The sequence below is a fragment of the Pseudomonas sp. JV414 genome, assembly GCF_032424305.1.
Taxonomy (GTDB): domain Bacteria; phylum Pseudomonadota; class Gammaproteobacteria; order Pseudomonadales; family Pseudomonadaceae; genus Aquipseudomonas; species Aquipseudomonas lini.
Genome location: NZ_VYKC01000011.1, coordinates 65,508 through 83,234, shown reverse-complemented (window position 1 = coordinate 83,234; position 17,727 = coordinate 65,508). Strand labels below are relative to the sequence as shown.

The window sequence follows — 17,727 nt, the reverse complement described above, 5'->3', positions numbered from 1 at the left end:
AGCATGGAGTCCATTAACCTTGTGGTAAAGCCCATGCTAGGCAATGACTAGGATAAGCACAGCTTATGTATGACGCCCTCGGTGATTTGTCTCTGGACTTGCTGCGCGCCTTTGAAGCCGCGGCCCGGCAGCGCAGCTTCACCGCCGCCGCGGTGGAGCTCGGCACCACGCAACCGGCCATCAGTCAGCAGATCAAACGATTGGAAGAACAGCTCGCGACCCGGTTGTTCGATCGTATTTATCGCGGAATTGAGCTGACTGAGGCCGGGACCATTCTGTTCGAGCAAGTTCAGCTCGGTTTGCAGAATATCGATGCAGGATTGAGCGCAATCAGCGCACAGCAACAGCACGAAGTGTTGCAGGTGGCCACCGACTTCGCCTTCGCCGCGTACTGGCTGATGCCGCGACTTCACCGCTTCCACACCGCCAACCCTCAAGTGGACGTCAGCCTGGTCACCAGCGAACGCAGCCACAACATGCTGCGAACCGATATCGATGTGGCGGTGCTGTTCGGCGATGGCCGGTTCAAGCAAGGCGAGAGCCATTGGCTGTTCAGCGAAGAGGTGTTTCCGGTGTGCAGTCCGCTGCTATTGAAGGACCGTCCCCTGCCCTTGCCGGCACAGGCATTGCTGGAGTTTCCGCTGCTGCACCTGCGAGGCGAAAACAGCAGCAACTGGTTCGACTGGAGCGGCGTGTTTCGCGAATTGGGGATCACCTCGACCCCGTCCCCGGGACAACTGCGCTTCGACAATTACACCCTGCTGATTCAAGCGGCAATTGGCGGCCAGGGCGTTGCGATTGGGTGGCGGCACCTTGTGGATAACTTGTTGGCGCAAGGTTTGTTGTGTCGCCCCATCGCCGACACGGTGATTTCCAGGCTGGGTTATTACGTGGTTCTGCCCCAGCGCAAACGGCGTGGGGCATTGATTCAACTGTTTGTGGATTGGTTGATGGCGGAACAGGCCAGCAGTGCGCAATCGCTCAATGGTCTCCCTTTACCTTCGATTGCGGTGTAAACGGGTTCGGACGATTTTTACTATTCCGATGTCGCAATAAAATTCACATGCTCACCAACATGCAGGTTCAGGTGCAGCTCATCGGCAATCCCTACGGCTACCCTGTTCAGCCGTTCCAGCGCTGCGGCCAGGCCAGGTTCCAGGCTACTGCTGACGTGACTGAAATGCTCGATGGTCAGGCCGGGCACGCGGCGTGGTGCGTTGACCAAGGTCCAGTGCAAAGAGCTGCTTTGCAGAGCCTCGCGGATTTCTTCGGCGGCGTGGCGTTGCAACGGGTCTTCTATTTCCGGGTCGTCCAGCACCTCGAAATCGCCCACCACAAACAGCCGGGAAATGCCTGCGGCCTGCATGCCGTCGATCAGTGCATCCACCGCCAGCACCTCCTCGACCGGACCGGGCACGATGGATTTTTCGATGTGCTCACTGTTCATCGGCAACCCTGGCGCATCGAGCAGGCAGATCACCGCCGAACAGCCGGCCACGCTCTGCTTGACCCGCTTGGCATCGAACAGGTCACCGGCCTTGGTGCGTAAACCCGGGCGCGGCGCGAGCGCGTTCAGGTCATCGAGAATCGCGATCACTTCATGCTGGCGCCGCAGCATTTCAGCCATCAGCGCACTGCCCAAGCTACTCATGGCACCATAAAGCACTACCTTCACCACCGGGGTTTCGGCATTTTTCATGGCCGTGCTCCCTACTTTCCTGCGTATATGGTGTGTGACCTGCGGGAAGCGGCGAGGGTTCGACAAGGTTTCAGAGGGGGTCAGATGCAAACGATCAAGGGCTACCACGCCCATGTCTATTTCGACGCCAGTACCCTGCCGCAGGCCCGGGCCCTGTGTGAACAGGCAGTGCAATTGTTTCCGCTGAAGATGGGCCGAATGCACGAACGCCCGGTCGGCCCGCATCCAGACTGGAGCTACCAATTGGCTTTCGAGCCGCAGTACATTGGCGAGGTGTTGCCGTGGCTGGCGCTCAACCGTAAGGGATTAGTGATATTCCTGCACCCGGACACCGGCGACGATCTGCTCGACCACACCGAGCACGCGATCTGGATGGGCGCGATCCGGCCGCTGAACCTGTCTGTTTTCTGATCAGAGTTGTTCTTGCGCCTCACCGGGCAAGTGCTCGTCCAGATGCAGCCACGGCAAACGACTGTCCGTCCAGATATGCCGCTCGGCCGGTGCCTGCTCGGGATGGTCGAGGGTGGCGATGGTCACATCGATGCTCTCGGGGCTGAGCTGCGTCACCAGTGCCAGTTGCGCCCCACAGTTTGGGCAGAAATATCGCACGCAAGTAGACGAAGACTCGTACCGGGATGGCGTACCCGCCATCCATTCAAATGCTGAGGCGGGCACGGTGATCCAGGTGGTCACGATCCCGCCGCTGACCCGTCGGCAAATCGAGCAATGACAGTGAGCGATGTCGTGCAATGGCCCGCTGAATTGATAGCGGATTTGTCCGCAGTGGCAACCGCCGGTGTGAAGTTCACCCATGTCTTTTGCTCCTGACCCCGTGATTACGGCCTTTCAACCGGGCCGACGACCGGTTGTACATTCGGTCAATGCTTTCACTCGCGAAAGCTGGCTGAAAGCTTCCCCGATTAGGATCGCCCTCACTGCCGGCAACAGACCGGTTGGCCAATGCGAGTGTTTTATTGCCCGCCCGGTCCATTAAACAACAACAATGGTGATTCTGATGTCCGCTACTACCCGCCTCTTCGCTGCAACTCCGCCCGTACGCCTCGTGCTTCCCGTTCTGCGCTGACCTCATCCGGTTCGCCCATTTACTAGCCGCGCTACGCCTGGAGTATTCCTATGCTGACTTTCCTTGGCTTCGCCATGGTCATCACGTTCATGTTCCTGATCATGACCAAGCGCCTGTCCGCGCTGATCGCCCTGATCATCATCCCGATCATCTTCGCCCTGTTCGGCGGCTTCTCGCCGAAAATCGGCCCGATGATGCTCGAAGGCATCACTAAGCTCGCGCCGACCGGCGTGATGCTGATGTTCGCCATTCTCTACTTCGCCCTGATGATCGACTCCGGCCTGTTCGACCCGGCCGTGCGCAAGATCCTCAAACTGGTCAAGGGCGATCCGCTGAAAGTTTCGGTCGGCACCGCCGTACTGGCGCTCGTCGTCTCCCTCGATGGTGACGGCGCGACCACTTATATGATCTGCGTGGCCGCCATGCTACCGCTCTACAGCCGTATCGGCATGAGCCCGCGGATCATGGCCGGTCTGATCATCCTCGCCGGTGGCGTGATGAACATGACCCCTTGGGGCGGCCCGACCGCTCGTGCGGCCAGTGCGCTGCATGTCGACCCGTCCGACATCTTTGTGCCAATGATTCCGGCAATGCTGGCCGGCGTGGTGGCGATTCTGGCGATTGCCTACTTCTACGGTAAACGCGAGCGTGCGCGTCTGGGTGAATTGCACCTGGTGGGCGATGAAGTCGACCACAGCGAAATCAGCGTTTCGCAATTCCCGGATGCTCGTCGTCCAAAGCTGATCTGGTTCAACGGCGCCCTGACCCTGGCGCTGATGTGCACTCTGATCGCCGGCCTGTTGCCGTTGCCGGTGTTGTTCATGGTGGCCTTCAGTATCGCGATGATCGTCAACTACCCTTGCCTGCAACAGCAGAAGGATCGCGTCGCGGCCCACGCCGGTAGCGTGCTGGCGGTGGTCGGTTTGATCTTTGCCGCGGGTATCTTCACCGGTATCCTGACGGGCACTGGCATGGTCGACGCCATGTCGAAAAGCCTGCTGGCGGTCATCCCGGATTTCCTCGGCCCGTACCTGGCCGTGATCACCGCGCTGGTGAGCATGCCGTTCACGTTCTTCATGTCGAACGATGCATTTTATTACGGCGTGTTACCGGTACTTGCCGAAGCTGCCAGTCATTACGGTATAACCGCGGTGGAAATGGCACGTGCCTCGATCGTCGGTCAGCCCGTCCACTTGCTGAGCCCGCTGGTACCATCGACTTATCTGTTGGTGGCCCTGGCCGGTATCGAATTCGGTGATCATCAGCGGTTCACCTTGAAGTGGGCAGTGCTGGTTTGCCTGTGCATACTGGTCGCTGCGTTGCTGATGGGGATTTTTCCGCTGTTCAGCACTCTATAAGCCCAAGACTCACCATGACGGGTCCAGGCTTTGTTGTTTGAAGCCCGGGCCCTTTGTGGTTTAAACACTCGCTCAAAGGAATACACATGGAATGGCTGACCAACCCTGAAATCTGGGTTGCCTTCTTCACCCTGACTGCCCTGGAGATCGTCCTGGGCATCGACAACATCATCATGATCTCGATCCTGGTCAGCCGCATGCCCAAGCACATGCAGGCGCGCACCCGGATTTTCGGCCTGGCGCTGGCCATGATCACGCGGATTTTGTTGCTGCTGTCGATCACCTGGGTCATGCGCCTCACCGCAGACCTGTTCGAAGTATTCGGCCAGGGTATTTCCGGGCGAGACCTGATCCTGTTCTTCGGTGGTCTGTTCCTGCTGTGGAAGAGCTCGCAAGAGATGTACCACGCGCTGGAAGGTGAAGATGAAGGCGGCGACGAGCCTTCGGGCAAGGGCGGCAATTTCCTGTACACCATCATCCAGATCGCGATCATCGACATCGTGTTCTCGCTGGACTCGGTGATCACGGCGGTGGGCATGGTTTCCCACGTACCGGTCATGGTTGCGGCGATCATCGTTGCCGTACTGGTAATGATGGCGGCCTCGGGCACCATCAGCGCGTTCATCGACAAGCACCCGTCGCTGAAAATGCTGGCGCTGTCGTTCCTGTTGCTGGTGGGTACCGTGCTGATTGCCGAATCGCTCGACGTGCACTTGCCAAAAGGCTACGTCTACTTCGCGATGGCGTTCTCGTTGGCGGTGGAAGCGATCAACATCAAGTTGCGCACCGCCATGGCGAGAAAGCGCAAACAGCAGGATCCGGTGAAACTGCGCAAGGATGTTCCGGGTCAGTAACCCGAACACCCAGCGATGACAAAGGGGCCTTCGGGCCCCTTTGTCATCGCTGCAGCAAACTGTTTTCATGACAGTTTTGTTTCAATCGTCTCTTTAGCTATGCGATGCTGGCGCCCAGACCGTTAGCCAACTACAGCTTATGTAGAACGTAGAAAAACGCGCGGCACCGTTGACTTGCCCCACTGGGGCGCTACCACCACAGGGGGCCTGCATGCTCACCCTGCTCAATTTGTTATCGGCCGTGACCCTTTTGATCTGGGGCACGCACATCGTCCGAACCGGCATCCTGCGGGTTTATGGCTCCAACTTGCGCCACGTGATCGCCCATAACATGTCCAGGCGCTGGCTGGCGTTTGTCGCCGGGATCATGGTGACCGCCATGGTCCAGAGCAGCAATGCCACCGCCATGCTCGTGACCTCGTTTGTCGGTCAGGGCCTGATGGCGCTGACGCCGGCGCTGGCGACCATGCTCGGCGCCGATGTCGGTACCGCGCTGATGGCGCGGGTACTGACCCTCGACTTGTCGTGGCTGTCGCCGCTGCTGATTTTCCTCGGGGTGATTTTCTTCCTGTCGCGCAAGCAGACCCGGGTCGGGCAGATGGGCCGGGTCAGCATCGGTCTGGGGCTGATCATTCTCGCGCTGCAACTGATCGTCGAGGCCGCTGCGCCGATTACTCAGGCGCAAGGCGTGAAGGTCATCTTTGCCTCCCTGACCGGCGACATCCTGCTCGATGCTTTGGTCGGCGCGCTGTTCGCGATGATTTCCTATTCCAGCCTGGCCGCCGTCCTGCTGACCGCGACCCTCGCCGGTGCCAGCGTGATCAGTCTGCCAGTGGCCATCGGCCTGGTGATCGGTGCCAACATCGGCAGCGGCATTCTGGCGTTCCTCAGCACCAGCATGCAGAACGCAGCCGGCCGTCAGGTGGCGCTCGGCAGCCTGTTGTACAAATTGATCGGCCTGCTGCTGATCATTCCGGTGCTCGACCCGCTGGTGCACTGGATCGACAGCCTCGACTTCAGCCCTCAGGAAATGGTCATCGGCTTCCACCTGCTCTACAACACCGTGCGTTGCCTGATCCTCTTGCCCAGCGTCGGGCCGATGGCCAGGCTCTGTGCGTGGTTGCTGCCAGAGCGGCCGGACATCAATGGCACAGCCAAACCGCGGCATCTTGATCCAACCGCATTGGTCACCCCGAGTCTGGCGCTGGCCAATGCTGCCCGGGAAACCCTGCGCATCGGCGATTTGGTCGACAGCATGCTCGAAGCCATGCTCGACGTGCTGCGCGGCAAACAGACCGCCGTCACCCAGGAAATTCGTCGCCTGACCGATGATGTCGAAGCGCTCTACAGCGCCATCAAACTCTATCTGGCACAAATGCCCCGCGAAGACCTCAGCGAGCAGGACAGTCGGCGCTGGGCGGAAACCATCGAGCTGGCGATCAACCTGAAACTCTCCAGCGACCTGATCGAACGCATGCTGCGAAAGGTTCAGCAGCAGAAAACCTCGCAACGCCGGTCTTTTTCCGAGGTCGGGCTGGAGGAGTTGGCGGGGCTGCACAGTCAGCTGATTGCCAACCTGCGTCTGGGGTTGTCAGTGTTCCTTAGTGCCGACCCGGAAAGTGCTCGCCAGTTACTGCGTGAGAAACGTCGCTTTCGCGCGCAGGAGCGCCGCCTGGCCCACGCTCATGTCAGCCGTTTAAACCGTAAGATCGTGCAAAGTATCGAGACCAGTTCGCTGCATCTGGAACTGATTGCTGACATGAGACGCTTGAATTCGCTGTTCTGCAGCAGTGCCTATGCGGTGTTGGGCACTTCGGACACCGGCGCTCTGGCGGTCGACGATTTGACTGACATCACTCATTCACCCTGAACGTCCACAGTTACCTGAAGTCTGTTGAACTTACGCTGGTCGTACGGAAACTCGTTATGCGTTGTCTGCTGTTCGCTTGTCTGCTGCTTGGCTCACTGCCTTCATTTGCCCTGGATCGCTTTCAGGTCGAGGGCTACACCTTGCGCAACGGCCTGCAATTGGTCCTCAAACCGGGCACCGAGCGCGGGCATGTGGCGATCCGGTTGGTGGTTGGCGTGGGCCTGGATGATTTCAGCTGTGCCGACAAAGAGCTGCCGCATCTGCTCGAACACTTGTTGTTCAGCGGCATCGACGCCACCGGCGAAGGCGGTCTGGAAGAGCGCATGCAGGCCTTGGGCGGTGAGTGGAATGCCTACACCAGCAATGCCGACACGACTTTCGTCATCGAAGCCCCGGCGAAAAACCAGCGCAAGGTCCTCGACCTGTTATTGGCGCTGCTGACCCAGACCCGGATCGATGACAATGCGATCAACGTCGCCAAGCAAGTGGTCGAGCGCGAAGACGGTGGTCATTACTCGCACCTGCAACGCTGGCTGGATCGCCAGGACCTGGGCCACACCGCGAGTAATCAGTTGGCGGTGGAGCTGGGCCTCAAATGCCCCGAGCGCGCGCAAGTCGATCACCTGACCCGCGAGCAATTGGAGAAGGTGCGCAAGGACTGGTACGCGCCCAACAACATGACCCTGATCGTGGTCGGTGACCTCGACCGCTTGCTGCCGGCCTATCTGGAACGGGCCTATGGTGCGCTCGAAGCGGTTGAGCCTAGCGCTCACCTGCCGCTGCCAGACATTCAGGCCAGCGCGGCCCACGAGCGCAATTTGAGTAACGGTTTCGTCGGCGGCGGAGCCAAGTTGCACTGGCTGGTGCCGGAACCGGTGCTGGAAGACCAGCATGACGAAACCTTCGACCTGCTCAAGGACTATCTGGATTGGGCGCTCTATCGCCAATTGCGCCTGGCCCATGGGCTGTCCTACGGTCCCTCGGCCGAGCGCGAGGTATTTGGCGGGGTGGGCTTCATGAGCCTGAACGCCGACCTTGATCGCGACGACGTGCTGGCAGCGGAACAGGTGCTGGATGAGCTTAAAGCCGATCTACTCAAGAACGGCCTCGACGCCGCCACCTTCGCCCGTCTCAAGCAAGCCGCCATCGCTCGCCAGGCTTGGGCCGTGCAAGGCAACAGCGCCCTGGCGGACTATTACTGGAGCGCCCTTGGCGACTACGAGGACGGCCATTTCGTCAACCCGGCCAAGGCACTGCAAGACGTGACACTGGCCGAGGCGAACAAGGCGATGCGCGAGTTGCTGCTGCAGCCGGGGTATCTGCGGATCGAGAAGCCGCTGATGAGTTATGACCAGGTGATGTGGGCGATTGTCGGGGGATTTGGATTGATGGTGCTTGGCATATTGGGTTGGCGCGTTCGCCGCAGAAAGTAATGATTTCCCTGTGGCAAGGCGCAGAACCTGTGGGAGCGTGGCTTGCCCGCGAAGAACGATGACGCGTAATACCTGAAAAACCGCGGTGTATTCTTCGCGGGCAAGCCACGCTCCTACAGGATCTTCGTCGCGGCATTGGGGCAAGCCCCCTCGCCACAGGGGTCCTTCGGGCGGTACCCTGTCGAGGATTTTCCCCACGACTATTGTGAATCGCCGAATGCCGAATCTGACCCTGTACGTACAGCGCATCCTCGAATTGATGAAGCGCTATCCCGGGGTCATTGCGCTTGGCGGTTTCATTTCAGGGGTTGGCAGCTTCATGCTGGTGGATCGCCAACAAGGGCTGGCGACCTGGATCACCACCATCATGCTGGTCAGCTGGGTCTGGCTGATGCTGGAAAACAGCCTCACCAAGCTGTTCGCCAGGGTCTTCAAGCGCGAAATACCCCAGCCCTTGCTGCGTTATGCGACGCAGATGATCCATCAGGAAAGCCTGTTCTTCGTCCTGCCGTTCTTTTTAATCACCACCACCTGGAACAGCGGCCAGTTGTTCTTCACTGGATTACTGAGCATGGCGGCGCTGATTTCGATCATCGACCCGCTCTACTACAAATGGCTGGCACCGCGCCGCTGGGCGTTCCTGGCGCTGCACACCCTGACCCTGTTCGCGGCCCTGCTGACCGCCCTGCCCGTCATCCTGCACCTGACCACCGCCCAGAGCTTCAAGCTGGCGCTGGGCATTGCCATGTTGCTGTCGTTCCCGAGCCTGGCCTCGATCTTCCCGATTCGCACCGTGCGCAATGCGTTGGCGATCCTCAGCATCACCGTCGGCATCGGCGCCGCCGGTTGGGTACTGCGCTCCTGGGTTCCGCCGGCGACCCTGTGGATGACCGATGTGGCGATCAGCACTCAAATGCAGGATCGAACCCCCGGCAAGAGCCTGGAAGAAGTCAGCGCCGAGCAGATTCGCGGCGGTGGGCTGTACGCGTACACCGCGATCAATGCCCCGCGGGGTCTGGCCGAGCGGATTTATCACGTCTGGATGTTCAACGGTAAAGAAGTCGACCGTATCCCGCTGGACATCAACGGGGGGCGCAAGGAAGGCTACCGCGCCTGGACCCACAAGCAGAACTTCCCCGGCAACCCCGCAGGCAAATGGCAGGTCCGGGTGCTGACTGAGGACGGTCAGCTGATTGGCGTGCTGCGCTTCAAGGTCCTGGACAGCACACCCATCAAAGAAAAGTAACGCGGTTCGTGCTATTAGTCAGATCTGCGTAATAGCCGAACAAGCACGGAGCTTATGACTAGCAGCACAATGCCCGGCAGTGCCCAACTGGACACCTCGCACAGCCCTGCCCTGTTGCGGGTCACGGGTGACTGGACGCTCGCCCATTACGCCGATCTCAGCCGCCTGAGCGAAAAGCTCCGTGGCCAATACGACAGCAACACCCACATCGATCTCAATGGCCTCGGCGCGCTCGATACGGCGGGTGCGTCATTGCTGGTGGAGCTGCTGGGGGCCGAGCGGCTGGGCAAATCTGCCGAACACCCCGATTGCACCCTTTCTTCCGCTGATCGCGCCTTGCTGCAGACGGTGTACTGCTCGCTGACCGATTTCTGCGTGCCGATCAAAGAACCGGAAATCAGCGTCGGCATTCAACTGCTGACCCGCATCGGCCGCGCGGTCGATGCGGTCTGGCGGGACACGTTGCAACTGTTGGGTTTCGTCGGCCTGATTCTGGAAACCATTGCTCGCGGGTTGTTTCGGCCCAAGCGCTGGCGCCTCACGCCGATGGTCGCTCACATCGAGCAGACCGGCCTCGATGCCGCCCCCATCGTCGCCCTGCTGACGTTTTTGGTGGGCGCTGTGGTGGCGTTTCTCGGGGCGACGGTGCTGGCGAGTTTTGGCGCGAGTATTTTCACCGTGGACCTGGTGGCGTTCTCTTTTCTGCGGGAGTTCGGCGTGTTGCTCACGGCGATCCTGATGGCGGGCCGCACCGCCAGTGCGTTCACCGCGCAGATCGGTTCGATGAAGGCCAACGAAGAAATCGACGCGATCCGCACCCTCGGCCTCGACCCGATGGAGTTGCTGGTAGTGCCCCGCGTCCTGGCGTTGCTGGTGGCGCTGCCGATGTTGACCTTTCTGGCGATGGTGTCAGGGATTGTCGGAGGTGGCGTGGTCTGCGCGCTGTCGCTGGATATTTCGCCGGCGATGTTCCTGTCACTGCTGCAATCGGATATCGGCGTTCAGCACTTTCTGGTGGGGATCGTCAAAGCACCGATTTTTGCGTTCCTGATTGCCGCCATCGGCTGCCTCGAGGGCTTCAAGGTCAGCGGCAGCGCCGAGTCCGTCGGCGCGCACACCACGTCCAGTGTGGTGCAGTCGATTTTCGTGGTGATCGTGCTCGACGCCGTGGCTGCGTTGTTTTTCATGGAGATGGACTGGTGAGTCGTTTACCCCGAGCGCCTTCAGAGGCGGTGATTGAAGTCCGTGGGCTGTGCAATCGCTTCGGCCGGCAGAGCGTGCACGAGAACCTCGACCTGGACTTGTACAAGGGCGAGATTCTGGCGGTGGTCGGCGGTTCCGGCAGCGGCAAATCGGTGCTGCTGCGCAGCATTGTCGGCCTGCGTCAGCCCAGCGAAGGGCTGGTGAAGGTCTTCGGCAAGAACTTGCCGAGCCTGTCGGAACACGAGCGCTCGCTGGTGGAACGGCGGTTCGGTGTGTTGTTCCAGAAAGGCGCTTTGTTCTCTTCGCTCACCGTGACCGAGAACGTCGCCCTGCCGCTGATTGAACACGCCGGCCTGAGCCGTGCCGACGCCGAGCACCTGGCTGCGGTGAAACTGGCGTTGGCCGGGTTGCCGTTGTCGGCGGCCGACAAATACCCTGCTTCGCTGTCCGGTGGCATGATCAAGCGCGCGGCTTTGGCCCGAGCGTTGGCGCTGGACCCGGACATCCTGTTTCTCGACGAGCCCACCGCCGGTCTAGACCCGATTGGCGCCGCCGGTTTCGATCAACTGATCCTGACCCTGCGCGATGCCTTGGGCTTGAGTGTGTTTCTGGTGACCCACGACCTCGACACGCTCTACACCATCACCGACCGGGTGGCAGTGCTGGCGCAGAAGAAAGTGCTGGTGGCGGACGCCATCGACAAGGTGTCGGAAACCGATGATGCGTGGATTCACGAATACTTCCATGGCCCTCGCGGCCGCGCGGCGCTGACAGCCGCTAACCAGCTCAACGAGGTCTGACATGGAAACCCGAGCCCATCACGTATTGATCGGCCTGTTCACCGTCATAGTGGTGGCAGGCGCCCTGCTCTTCGGTCTGTGGCTGGCCAAGTCCAGTGTCGATACCGAATTCAAGGATTACGAAATCGTCTTCAACGAGGCGGTCAGCGGCCTGTCCAACGGTAGCGCCGTGCAGTACAGCGGGATCAAGGTCGGCGACGTGGTGATGCTGCGCCTGGACCCGAACGATCCGCGCCGGGTGTTGGCGCGGATTCGCCTGGGCGGAGACACTCCGATCAAAGAAGACACCCAGGCCAAGCTGGCGCTGACCGGGATCACCGGGACTTCGATCATCCAGCTCAGCGGCGGCACGCCACAAAGTCCGACGCTCAAGGGCAAGGACGGTGATTTGCCGACAATCGTTGCATCGCCCTCGCCCATTGCCCGGTTGATGAATGACAGTAGCGATCTGATGGCGGGCGTGAACGTGTTGATGCACAACGCCAATCAGTTGTTTTCCTCGGAGAACGTCGCGCGTATCAGCAGCACCCTGGAGAACCTGGAGCAAACCACAGGCACCATTGCCGATCAGCGCGGCGATATTCGTCAGGCGATGCAGCAACTGGCTTCGGTTGGCAAGCAGGCCAGCGCCACCCTGGAACAGACCACCGCGTTGATGCGCAACGCCAATGGCCTGCTCAACGATCAGGGCAAGCAGATGTTCGGCAGTGCCGAGCAAGCGATGAAGTCCCTGGAGCAAAGCAGCGCGACCATCAACACATTGCTTTCCGCCAATCAGGATTCCCTCAACAGCGGCATGCAGGGCTTCAATGGCCTGGCGCCGGCGGTGCGCGAGCTGCGCGATACCTTGAGTTCGTTGCGGACCATTTCCCAGCGGCTTGAGGCCAACCCCAGCGGTTACCTGCTGGGCAATGACAAGAACAAGGAGTTCACGCCATGAAGCAGGCTCATCTCGCCCTCCTCGCCGGTTTTGCGTTGGTCGCTTCCTGTTCGATTTTCCCCAAGGCCGAGCCGTCCGATGTCTATCGACTGCCGTCGGCACAGCGCGACGCATCGGCCCAACACGGCACGCCGCAGCGCTGGTCGTTGCGGCTGGCCAAGCCTCAGACTAGCGAAGCCTTGAACAACCCGAAAATCGCAGTGATACCTCAAGGTGACCTGATCAGCAGCTACAAGGCCTCACGCTGGAGCGATCCGGCACCGGTGCTGTTGCGTAATCGTCTGCTTGATGGTTTCCAGCGTGACGGTCGGGTGCCGTTGCTCAGCACCGATGACAGCAATTTCCAGGCAGACCTGGAGCTGGGCGGCAACCTGCAAGCATTCCAGACCGAGTATCAGGGCACGGCAGCGAGTGTGGTCGTGCGCCTGGATGCGTTGCTGGTGCGTGGGTATGACCAGCGAATCCTCGCCAGCCGGCACTTTGAAGTGCGTCAGCCGTTGAGTGATGTGAAGGTGCCGGCAGTGGTGACCGGTTTTGGCTTGGCCAGCGACCAATTGACGGCGCAGGTGGTGGCTTGGACGGTGGAGCAAGGTCAGAAAGTTGCGCCGCCGCTGAGGCCATAAAGGTCCGACGCCTATTTAATGTGGGAGCGGCGGTGCGACGATTCGACTTGCTCGCGAAGGCGGTGTGTCAGTCAACAGAGATGTTGAATGTACCGGCCTCTTCGCGAGCAAGCCCGCTCCCACAGGGTTCTTGGTTTAGCCGAAGAACCAGTAGCAAACCCCGATCGCGCCAAGCACCCCCGCCAATTCCGCCAGCAACGCACACCCCACCGCATGCCGTGCGCGCTGGATGCCCACCGCGCCGAAGTACACCGCCAACACATAGAAGGTTGTTTCGGTACTGCCCTGAATTGTCGCCGCCACCAGCGCCGGGAAGCTGTCGACTCCGGAGGTCTTCATGGTTTCGATCAGCATTGCCCGTGCGGCGCTGCCGGAGAAGGGTTTGACCATGGCCGTCGGTAGCGCGTCGACGAAGCGCGTGTCCCAACCGGCCCATTCCACCAGATGACGAATCCCGTCCAGACCGAAATCCAGCGCTCCGGATGCTCGCAGCACGCCCACAGCGCAGAGCATCGCCACCAGATACGGCAGCAAATTCTTGGCCACGTCGAAGCCTTCTTTGGCGCCTTCGATGAACGCCTCGTAGACCTTCACTTTGCGTAATGCGCCGATCACCAGAAACAGCATGATCAGCCCGAACAGCGTCAGGTTGCCGAGGATCGATGACAGGCTCGCCAGAGCGGTCGCCGAGAGCGTCGCCAGCAGCGCCATGAAGGCGCCGAGGGCCAGGGCACCGGGAATCAGGTAGGCGAGCACCACTGGGTCCCACAGGCGCAGACGCTGCATGAACGCCACCGACAACAGGCCGACCAGGGTCGAGCAACTGGTCGCGAGCAGAATCGGCAGGAACACCAGGGTCGGATCGGGCGCGCCTTGCTGGGCGCGGTACATGAAGATCGTCACCGGCAGCAAAGTCAGGGAGGAGGCGTTGAGCACCAGAAACAGGATTTGCGCGTTGCTGGCAATGGTGTCGCTGGGGTTGAGCTCTTGCAGCGCCTTCATGGCTTTGAGGCCGATCGGCGTGGCGGCGTTGTCCAGGCCCAGGCCATTGGCGGCGAAGTTGAGCGTGATCAGGCCGATGGCCGGGTGCCCGGCCGGCACTTCCGGCATCAGGCGCAGGAACAATGGGCCCAGCGCCTTGGCCAGCCATTCGACGATCCCTGCCTTTTCGGCAATCCGCAGAAAACCCAGCCAGAGGGTGAGGGTGCCGAACAGCAGGACCATGACCTCGACCGACAATTTGGCCATGGCGAAAATGCTCTCCACCATCGCCGCAAAGATCCCGGCGTTACCGCCGATCAGCCATTGCGCCAGCGCCGAAACGGCAGCCACGATGAAGAAGCCAAGCCACAGGCCATTAAGCATCAGTCAAATCCCCCGGAAGATGCGGCGAATGATAGCGGGGTAGGCAGAAACGACAAACCCCGGATTTCTCCGGGGTTTGTTTGCGAGCGTTTATCGCGCTGCGGGATTGCGCCCTACACATTGTGCGTGCAACTCGGTCCTGTAGGAGTATGGCTTGCCAGCGAAGAACGATAACGCGGTGCAACTGAAACACCGCGGCGTCCCATTCGCGGGCAAGCCTCGCTCCTACAGGGATCTACGTCAGTTGCTGGAAATCTCGCCAACCGGCAGCTTTTCCTTGCTGCGCCAGTGCGGCAGGGAGTTCCAGTAGCGCTCGCCCTTGGCGTCGTCGTACATACCTTCCCAACGTGCGATGACCAGCACGGCCAAGGCATTACCGATCACGTTCAGCGCGGTACGGGCCATGTCCATGATGCGGTCGACGCCGGCGATGAACGCCAGGCCTTCCAGCGGAATACCAACACTGCCCAAGGTGGCCAGCAGCACCACGAAGGACACGCCCGGTACGCCGGCGATGCCTTTGGAGGTGACCATCAGCGTCAGCACCAGCAGCAATTGTTGGCTGATCGACAGGTCGATGCCGTAGAGCTGGGCAATGAAGATTGCCGCGATGCTCTGGTACAGGGTCGAACCGTCGAGGTTGAACGAATAGCCGGTCGGTACCACGAAACTGCAAATGGCTTTCGGCGCGCCGTAAGCTTCCATCTTCTCGATCACGCGCGGCAGCACGGTTTCGGAACTGGCGGTGGAGTAGGCCAGGACCAGCTCATCCTTGAAGATGCGCATCAGCTTGATCACCGAGAAGCCGAACAGGCGAGCGATCAGGCCCAGCACCACGAAGGCGAAGAAAGCGATGGCGAAGTAAACCAGAACGACCAGTTTGGCCAGTGGCAGCAGAGAGGCGAAGCCGAAGTTGGCCACGGTTACCGCGATCAATGCGAACACACCGATCGGGGCGTAGTTCATGATCATGTGGGTGACCTTGAACATGCTTTCCGATACGCCCTGGAACATCTTCACCAGCGGATCGCGCAGGTCCGATTGCAGGCTCGACAGACCGAGACCGAACAACACGGAGAAGAAGATGATCGGCAGCATTTCGCCGCGGGCCATGGCCGCGAAGATGTTCGACGGGATCAGGTTGAGGATGGTCTGAATGAACGCATGTTCATGCTGAACCTCGGCGGCAGTGGCCTGGTACTTGGAAATATCCACCGTACCCAGGGTGCTCATGTCGATGCCGGTGCCCGGATGGACCACGTTGGCCAACACCAGACCGACCAGAATGGCGATGGTGGTGACGATTTCGAAGTAAATGATGGTCTTCAGACCGATGCGACCGAGTTTCTTCGCGTCGCCCACGCCAGCAATGCCGACGACTAGCGAGGAGATCACGATCGGGATCACGATCATCTTGATCAGACGGATAAAGATATCGCCTGCCGGTTGCAGCACGTTGCTGATCCACCAGGCTTTTTCGGCACTGAAATGGTTGAGCAGTGCACCAATTGCTATCCCCAGAACCAGACCGATGAGGATCTGCCAGGCGAGGCTAAGCTTTGCCTTCTTCATATCTTTACCCTTACTTGCGTTTGACTCAGGCTGATGCACGAACTGAAACGCCCAATGGCGAACAAGTCTTGCATCGGCCCCCGTATAAGGTCCCCGCGAGCGAGCATTTACAGCTCTCAGGCAGTGAAAAAGGCGCAACTATTCCGATGCCGGGAAGCGCCGTCTAATGCCGTAAACGCCTACCCTATGCCGAATCGGCATGAGATTTTCTAACTGAAACCCGCGTCCCACCCGGTTTGAATACGACATTCAGGCGGGCATAAGTGCCGTATGCCGGCCATTTCAGCGCAGGTCGATGTTTTTTAAATAGGCGGAAATTTAGGAAAAGGCCTACGTTTGGCTGCGAATTTTCTTCTCGGGAAAGTCGGAGCTTTCTCGATATACGGTCAAGAAGAAACACCGCGAAACGGTTTTGCGGGGAATATGCACTAAGAACAGATGAGCTGAATGCTCTAGATCAACGTTTTGCACGTTGAAGCTCTCCGCAAGTCCGTCGAGGCGCTGCCTGCGGCGAACTTGCGTCGCAGCTTTGCCTGACCCGGCCCTTGCGCAGGTACTCCCTGTACCCGTAGGTCACTCCGACCCTGAAACAGTCAGAACGTCCCGACCCCTTGGTCATGCGTCTACCGTCCTCGGGTAGCGCAGTGGAAAGAAGCGCTGGGGCCTCTTTCGTGTTTCGAAACTCAGTACCAGCCTGGATCTTTTTTAGTTGTTCCATCAATTGAGCCATTCATTGGCGTATCTGGCCATCATTGGCCGCCATCGCCATGGCATTGCCGCCCAGAAGCAGGGCGGCTGCCACTGTCTTTAACGAAATGCTCATGTTCAGCCTCGACCGCGGCGGCCAAAGAAGAAGGAAGCAATGAACATCACCAGGAATACGACAAAGAGAATCTTGGCGATACCCGTGGCGGTGCCCGCGATACCACCGAAGCCCAATACTGCAGCGATGATGGCAATGATCAAGAATGTGATTGCCCAGCTCAACATGGTGATTCTCCTTACGCTTCTATTTAAAGGTGTTGCTTGTGGTGCTTATCCCGGCGCGTTGAGCGCGCCAAGTTCGTTTGCTTAAAACACCCAACGCTCCTGAGGCGTCTCATCCACAGGCTGGGCCTGGTCGACGTCCATCATTCGCATCGAGTCGCTGTCAGCCAGGCTGCTGCTGGCGGCGCTGAAGTGGGTTTGAGGAGTGTGTGGAATCGACAGGTGCGGCGTCTCTGGCTGCTGGCTCTGTTCCCAACGCAAGTACTGCTGGCCGCCAATCAAGGTGATCAATAACGCCAGCAGGACAAACAAGCCTTGCTGGACAAGCAAAGGCGAGATACGCAATTGGGCGGCACCTTGGCGATTCATCCTGAAGTTCCTCCCACGCTGGGGTAGTGATCTTTGGCGGGCGCTGATTCATTAAATGCCCTGGTTACCCAGACTCCTGCAGCCTGCATGCCAGCTTTTTGTTGGTATTAATATGTTAAAAATCAATGAATTAGATGGTTTGTCCAAATCGTTTTGGACGCATCCTGCACGATGGACCTTCTGAGGTCGTGCGTAATGCACGATGGACTCGCGAAAACTTTCAATATTTTTGGAATTGAGGGAAGGGCGCAGATGTCAGAAAGGGACGCAGGCCATCGGCGCAGAACGGTTCATTAATAAAAAATCATATAAATCAGTTGGTTA

The 17,727-nt window shown here is 59.5% G+C and carries 17 protein-coding genes; 11 read left to right on the top strand and 6 right to left on the bottom strand.

What is annotated here, in order from left to right:
- Positions 1–65: 65 nt before the first annotated feature.
- A complete protein-coding gene (locus tag F6R97_RS14220) occupies positions 66–1,016 on the top strand; it encodes a choline sulfate utilization transcriptional regulator (RefSeq protein WP_315866709.1) in 951 nt (316 codons plus the stop codon).
- A gap of 20 nt (positions 1,017–1,036) precedes the next feature.
- Here F6R97_RS14220 and F6R97_RS14215 read toward each other — a convergent pair whose 3' ends face one another.
- Positions 1,037–1,699, bottom strand: coding sequence for an NAD(P)-dependent oxidoreductase (locus F6R97_RS14215; protein WP_038980374.1), 663 nt, complete (start codon positions 1,697–1,699; stop codon positions 1,037–1,039).
- 84 nt (positions 1,700–1,783) lie between these two features.
- On the opposite strand from F6R97_RS14215, the gene F6R97_RS14210 reads away from it, so the two are divergent.
- Entirely contained in the window at positions 1,784–2,110 is a 327-nt protein-coding gene (locus F6R97_RS14210; protein WP_315866708.1) for a DOPA 4,5-dioxygenase family protein, read from the top strand.
- On the opposite strand, the gene F6R97_RS14205 is transcribed toward F6R97_RS14210, so the two are convergent.
- A complete protein-coding gene (locus F6R97_RS14205; RefSeq protein WP_038980372.1) occupies positions 2,111–2,512 on the bottom strand; it encodes a GFA family protein in 402 nt (133 codons plus the stop codon). It abuts the gene before it with no gap.
- Between the two features lie 321 nt (positions 2,513–2,833).
- On the opposite strand from F6R97_RS14205, the gene F6R97_RS14200 reads away from it, so the two are divergent.
- The 9 genes from F6R97_RS14200 to F6R97_RS14160 all read left to right on the top strand — a co-directional run bounded on the left by F6R97_RS14200 (position 2,834) and on the right by F6R97_RS14160 (position 13,110).
- Complete coding sequence (locus F6R97_RS14200) at positions 2,834–4,141, top strand: CitMHS family transporter (protein WP_038980371.1); 1,308 nt, start codon at positions 2,834–2,836, stop codon at positions 4,139–4,141.
- A gap of 86 nt (positions 4,142–4,227) precedes the next feature.
- On the top strand, positions 4,228–4,995 hold the full coding sequence (locus F6R97_RS14195) for a TerC family protein (RefSeq protein WP_038980370.1): 768 nt from the start codon (positions 4,228–4,230) through the stop codon (positions 4,993–4,995).
- A gap of 211 nt (positions 4,996–5,206) precedes the next feature.
- Positions 5,207–6,865: a Na/Pi cotransporter family protein gene (locus F6R97_RS14190; RefSeq protein ID WP_038980369.1), complete on the top strand. Its 1,659-nt coding sequence runs from the start codon at positions 5,207–5,209 to the stop codon at positions 6,863–6,865.
- A 56-nt stretch (positions 6,866–6,921) separates the two neighbouring features.
- Positions 6,922–8,298, top strand: coding sequence for a M16 family metallopeptidase (locus F6R97_RS14185; RefSeq protein ID WP_315866707.1), 1,377 nt, complete (start codon positions 6,922–6,924; stop codon positions 8,296–8,298).
- Positions 8,299–8,515: 217 nt separating this feature from the next.
- Positions 8,516–9,544: a DUF5924 family protein gene (locus F6R97_RS14180; protein ID WP_217857011.1), complete on the top strand. Its 1,029-nt coding sequence runs from the start codon at positions 8,516–8,518 to the stop codon at positions 9,542–9,544.
- 54 nt (positions 9,545–9,598) lie between these two features.
- Positions 9,599–10,747, top strand: coding sequence for an ABC transporter permease (locus F6R97_RS14175; RefSeq protein ID WP_315866706.1), 1,149 nt, complete (start codon positions 9,599–9,601; stop codon positions 10,745–10,747).
- The gene (locus F6R97_RS14170; protein WP_038980365.1) at positions 10,744–11,547 is read left to right on the top strand and encodes an ABC transporter ATP-binding protein; all 804 of its coding nucleotides are present in this window, start codon (positions 10,744–10,746) and stop codon (positions 11,545–11,547) included. The genes F6R97_RS14175 and F6R97_RS14170 overlap by 4 nt, the downstream gene beginning before the upstream one ends.
- Before the next feature lies 1 nt (position 11,548).
- A complete protein-coding gene (locus F6R97_RS14165; RefSeq protein ID WP_217857014.1) occupies positions 11,549–12,487 on the top strand; it encodes an MlaD family protein in 939 nt (312 codons plus the stop codon).
- On the top strand, positions 12,484–13,110 hold the full coding sequence (locus F6R97_RS14160) for an ABC-type transport auxiliary lipoprotein family protein (protein WP_217857015.1): 627 nt from the start codon (positions 12,484–12,486) through the stop codon (positions 13,108–13,110). Before F6R97_RS14165 ends, F6R97_RS14160 begins: the two co-directional genes overlap by 4 nt.
- A gap of 135 nt (positions 13,111–13,245) precedes the next feature.
- On the opposite strand, the gene F6R97_RS14155 is transcribed toward F6R97_RS14160, so the two are convergent.
- The 4 genes from F6R97_RS14155 to F6R97_RS14140 form a co-directional block, all read right to left on the bottom strand.
- The gene (locus F6R97_RS14155) at positions 13,246–14,475 is read right to left on the bottom strand and encodes a nucleoside recognition domain-containing protein (protein ID WP_315866705.1); all 1,230 of its coding nucleotides are present in this window, start codon (positions 14,473–14,475) and stop codon (positions 13,246–13,248) included.
- 240 nt (positions 14,476–14,715) lie between these two features.
- Positions 14,716–16,047: a glutamate/aspartate:proton symporter GltP gene (gene gltP / locus F6R97_RS14150; RefSeq protein WP_038980359.1), complete on the bottom strand. Its 1,332-nt coding sequence runs from the start codon at positions 16,045–16,047 to the stop codon at positions 14,716–14,718.
- 825 nt (positions 16,048–16,872) lie between these two features.
- Positions 16,873–17,037 carry a DUF1328 domain-containing protein gene (locus F6R97_RS14145; RefSeq protein ID WP_003177151.1) on the bottom strand — a complete coding sequence of 55 codons (165 nt, stop codon included), beginning with the start codon at positions 17,035–17,037 and terminating at the stop codon, positions 16,873–16,875.
- A gap of 81 nt (positions 17,038–17,118) precedes the next feature.
- Positions 17,119–17,403, bottom strand: a complete 285-nt coding sequence (locus F6R97_RS14140) for a hypothetical protein (protein WP_038980353.1) — start codon at positions 17,401–17,403, stop codon at positions 17,119–17,121.
- Between the last annotated feature and the right edge of the window lie 324 nt (positions 17,404–17,727).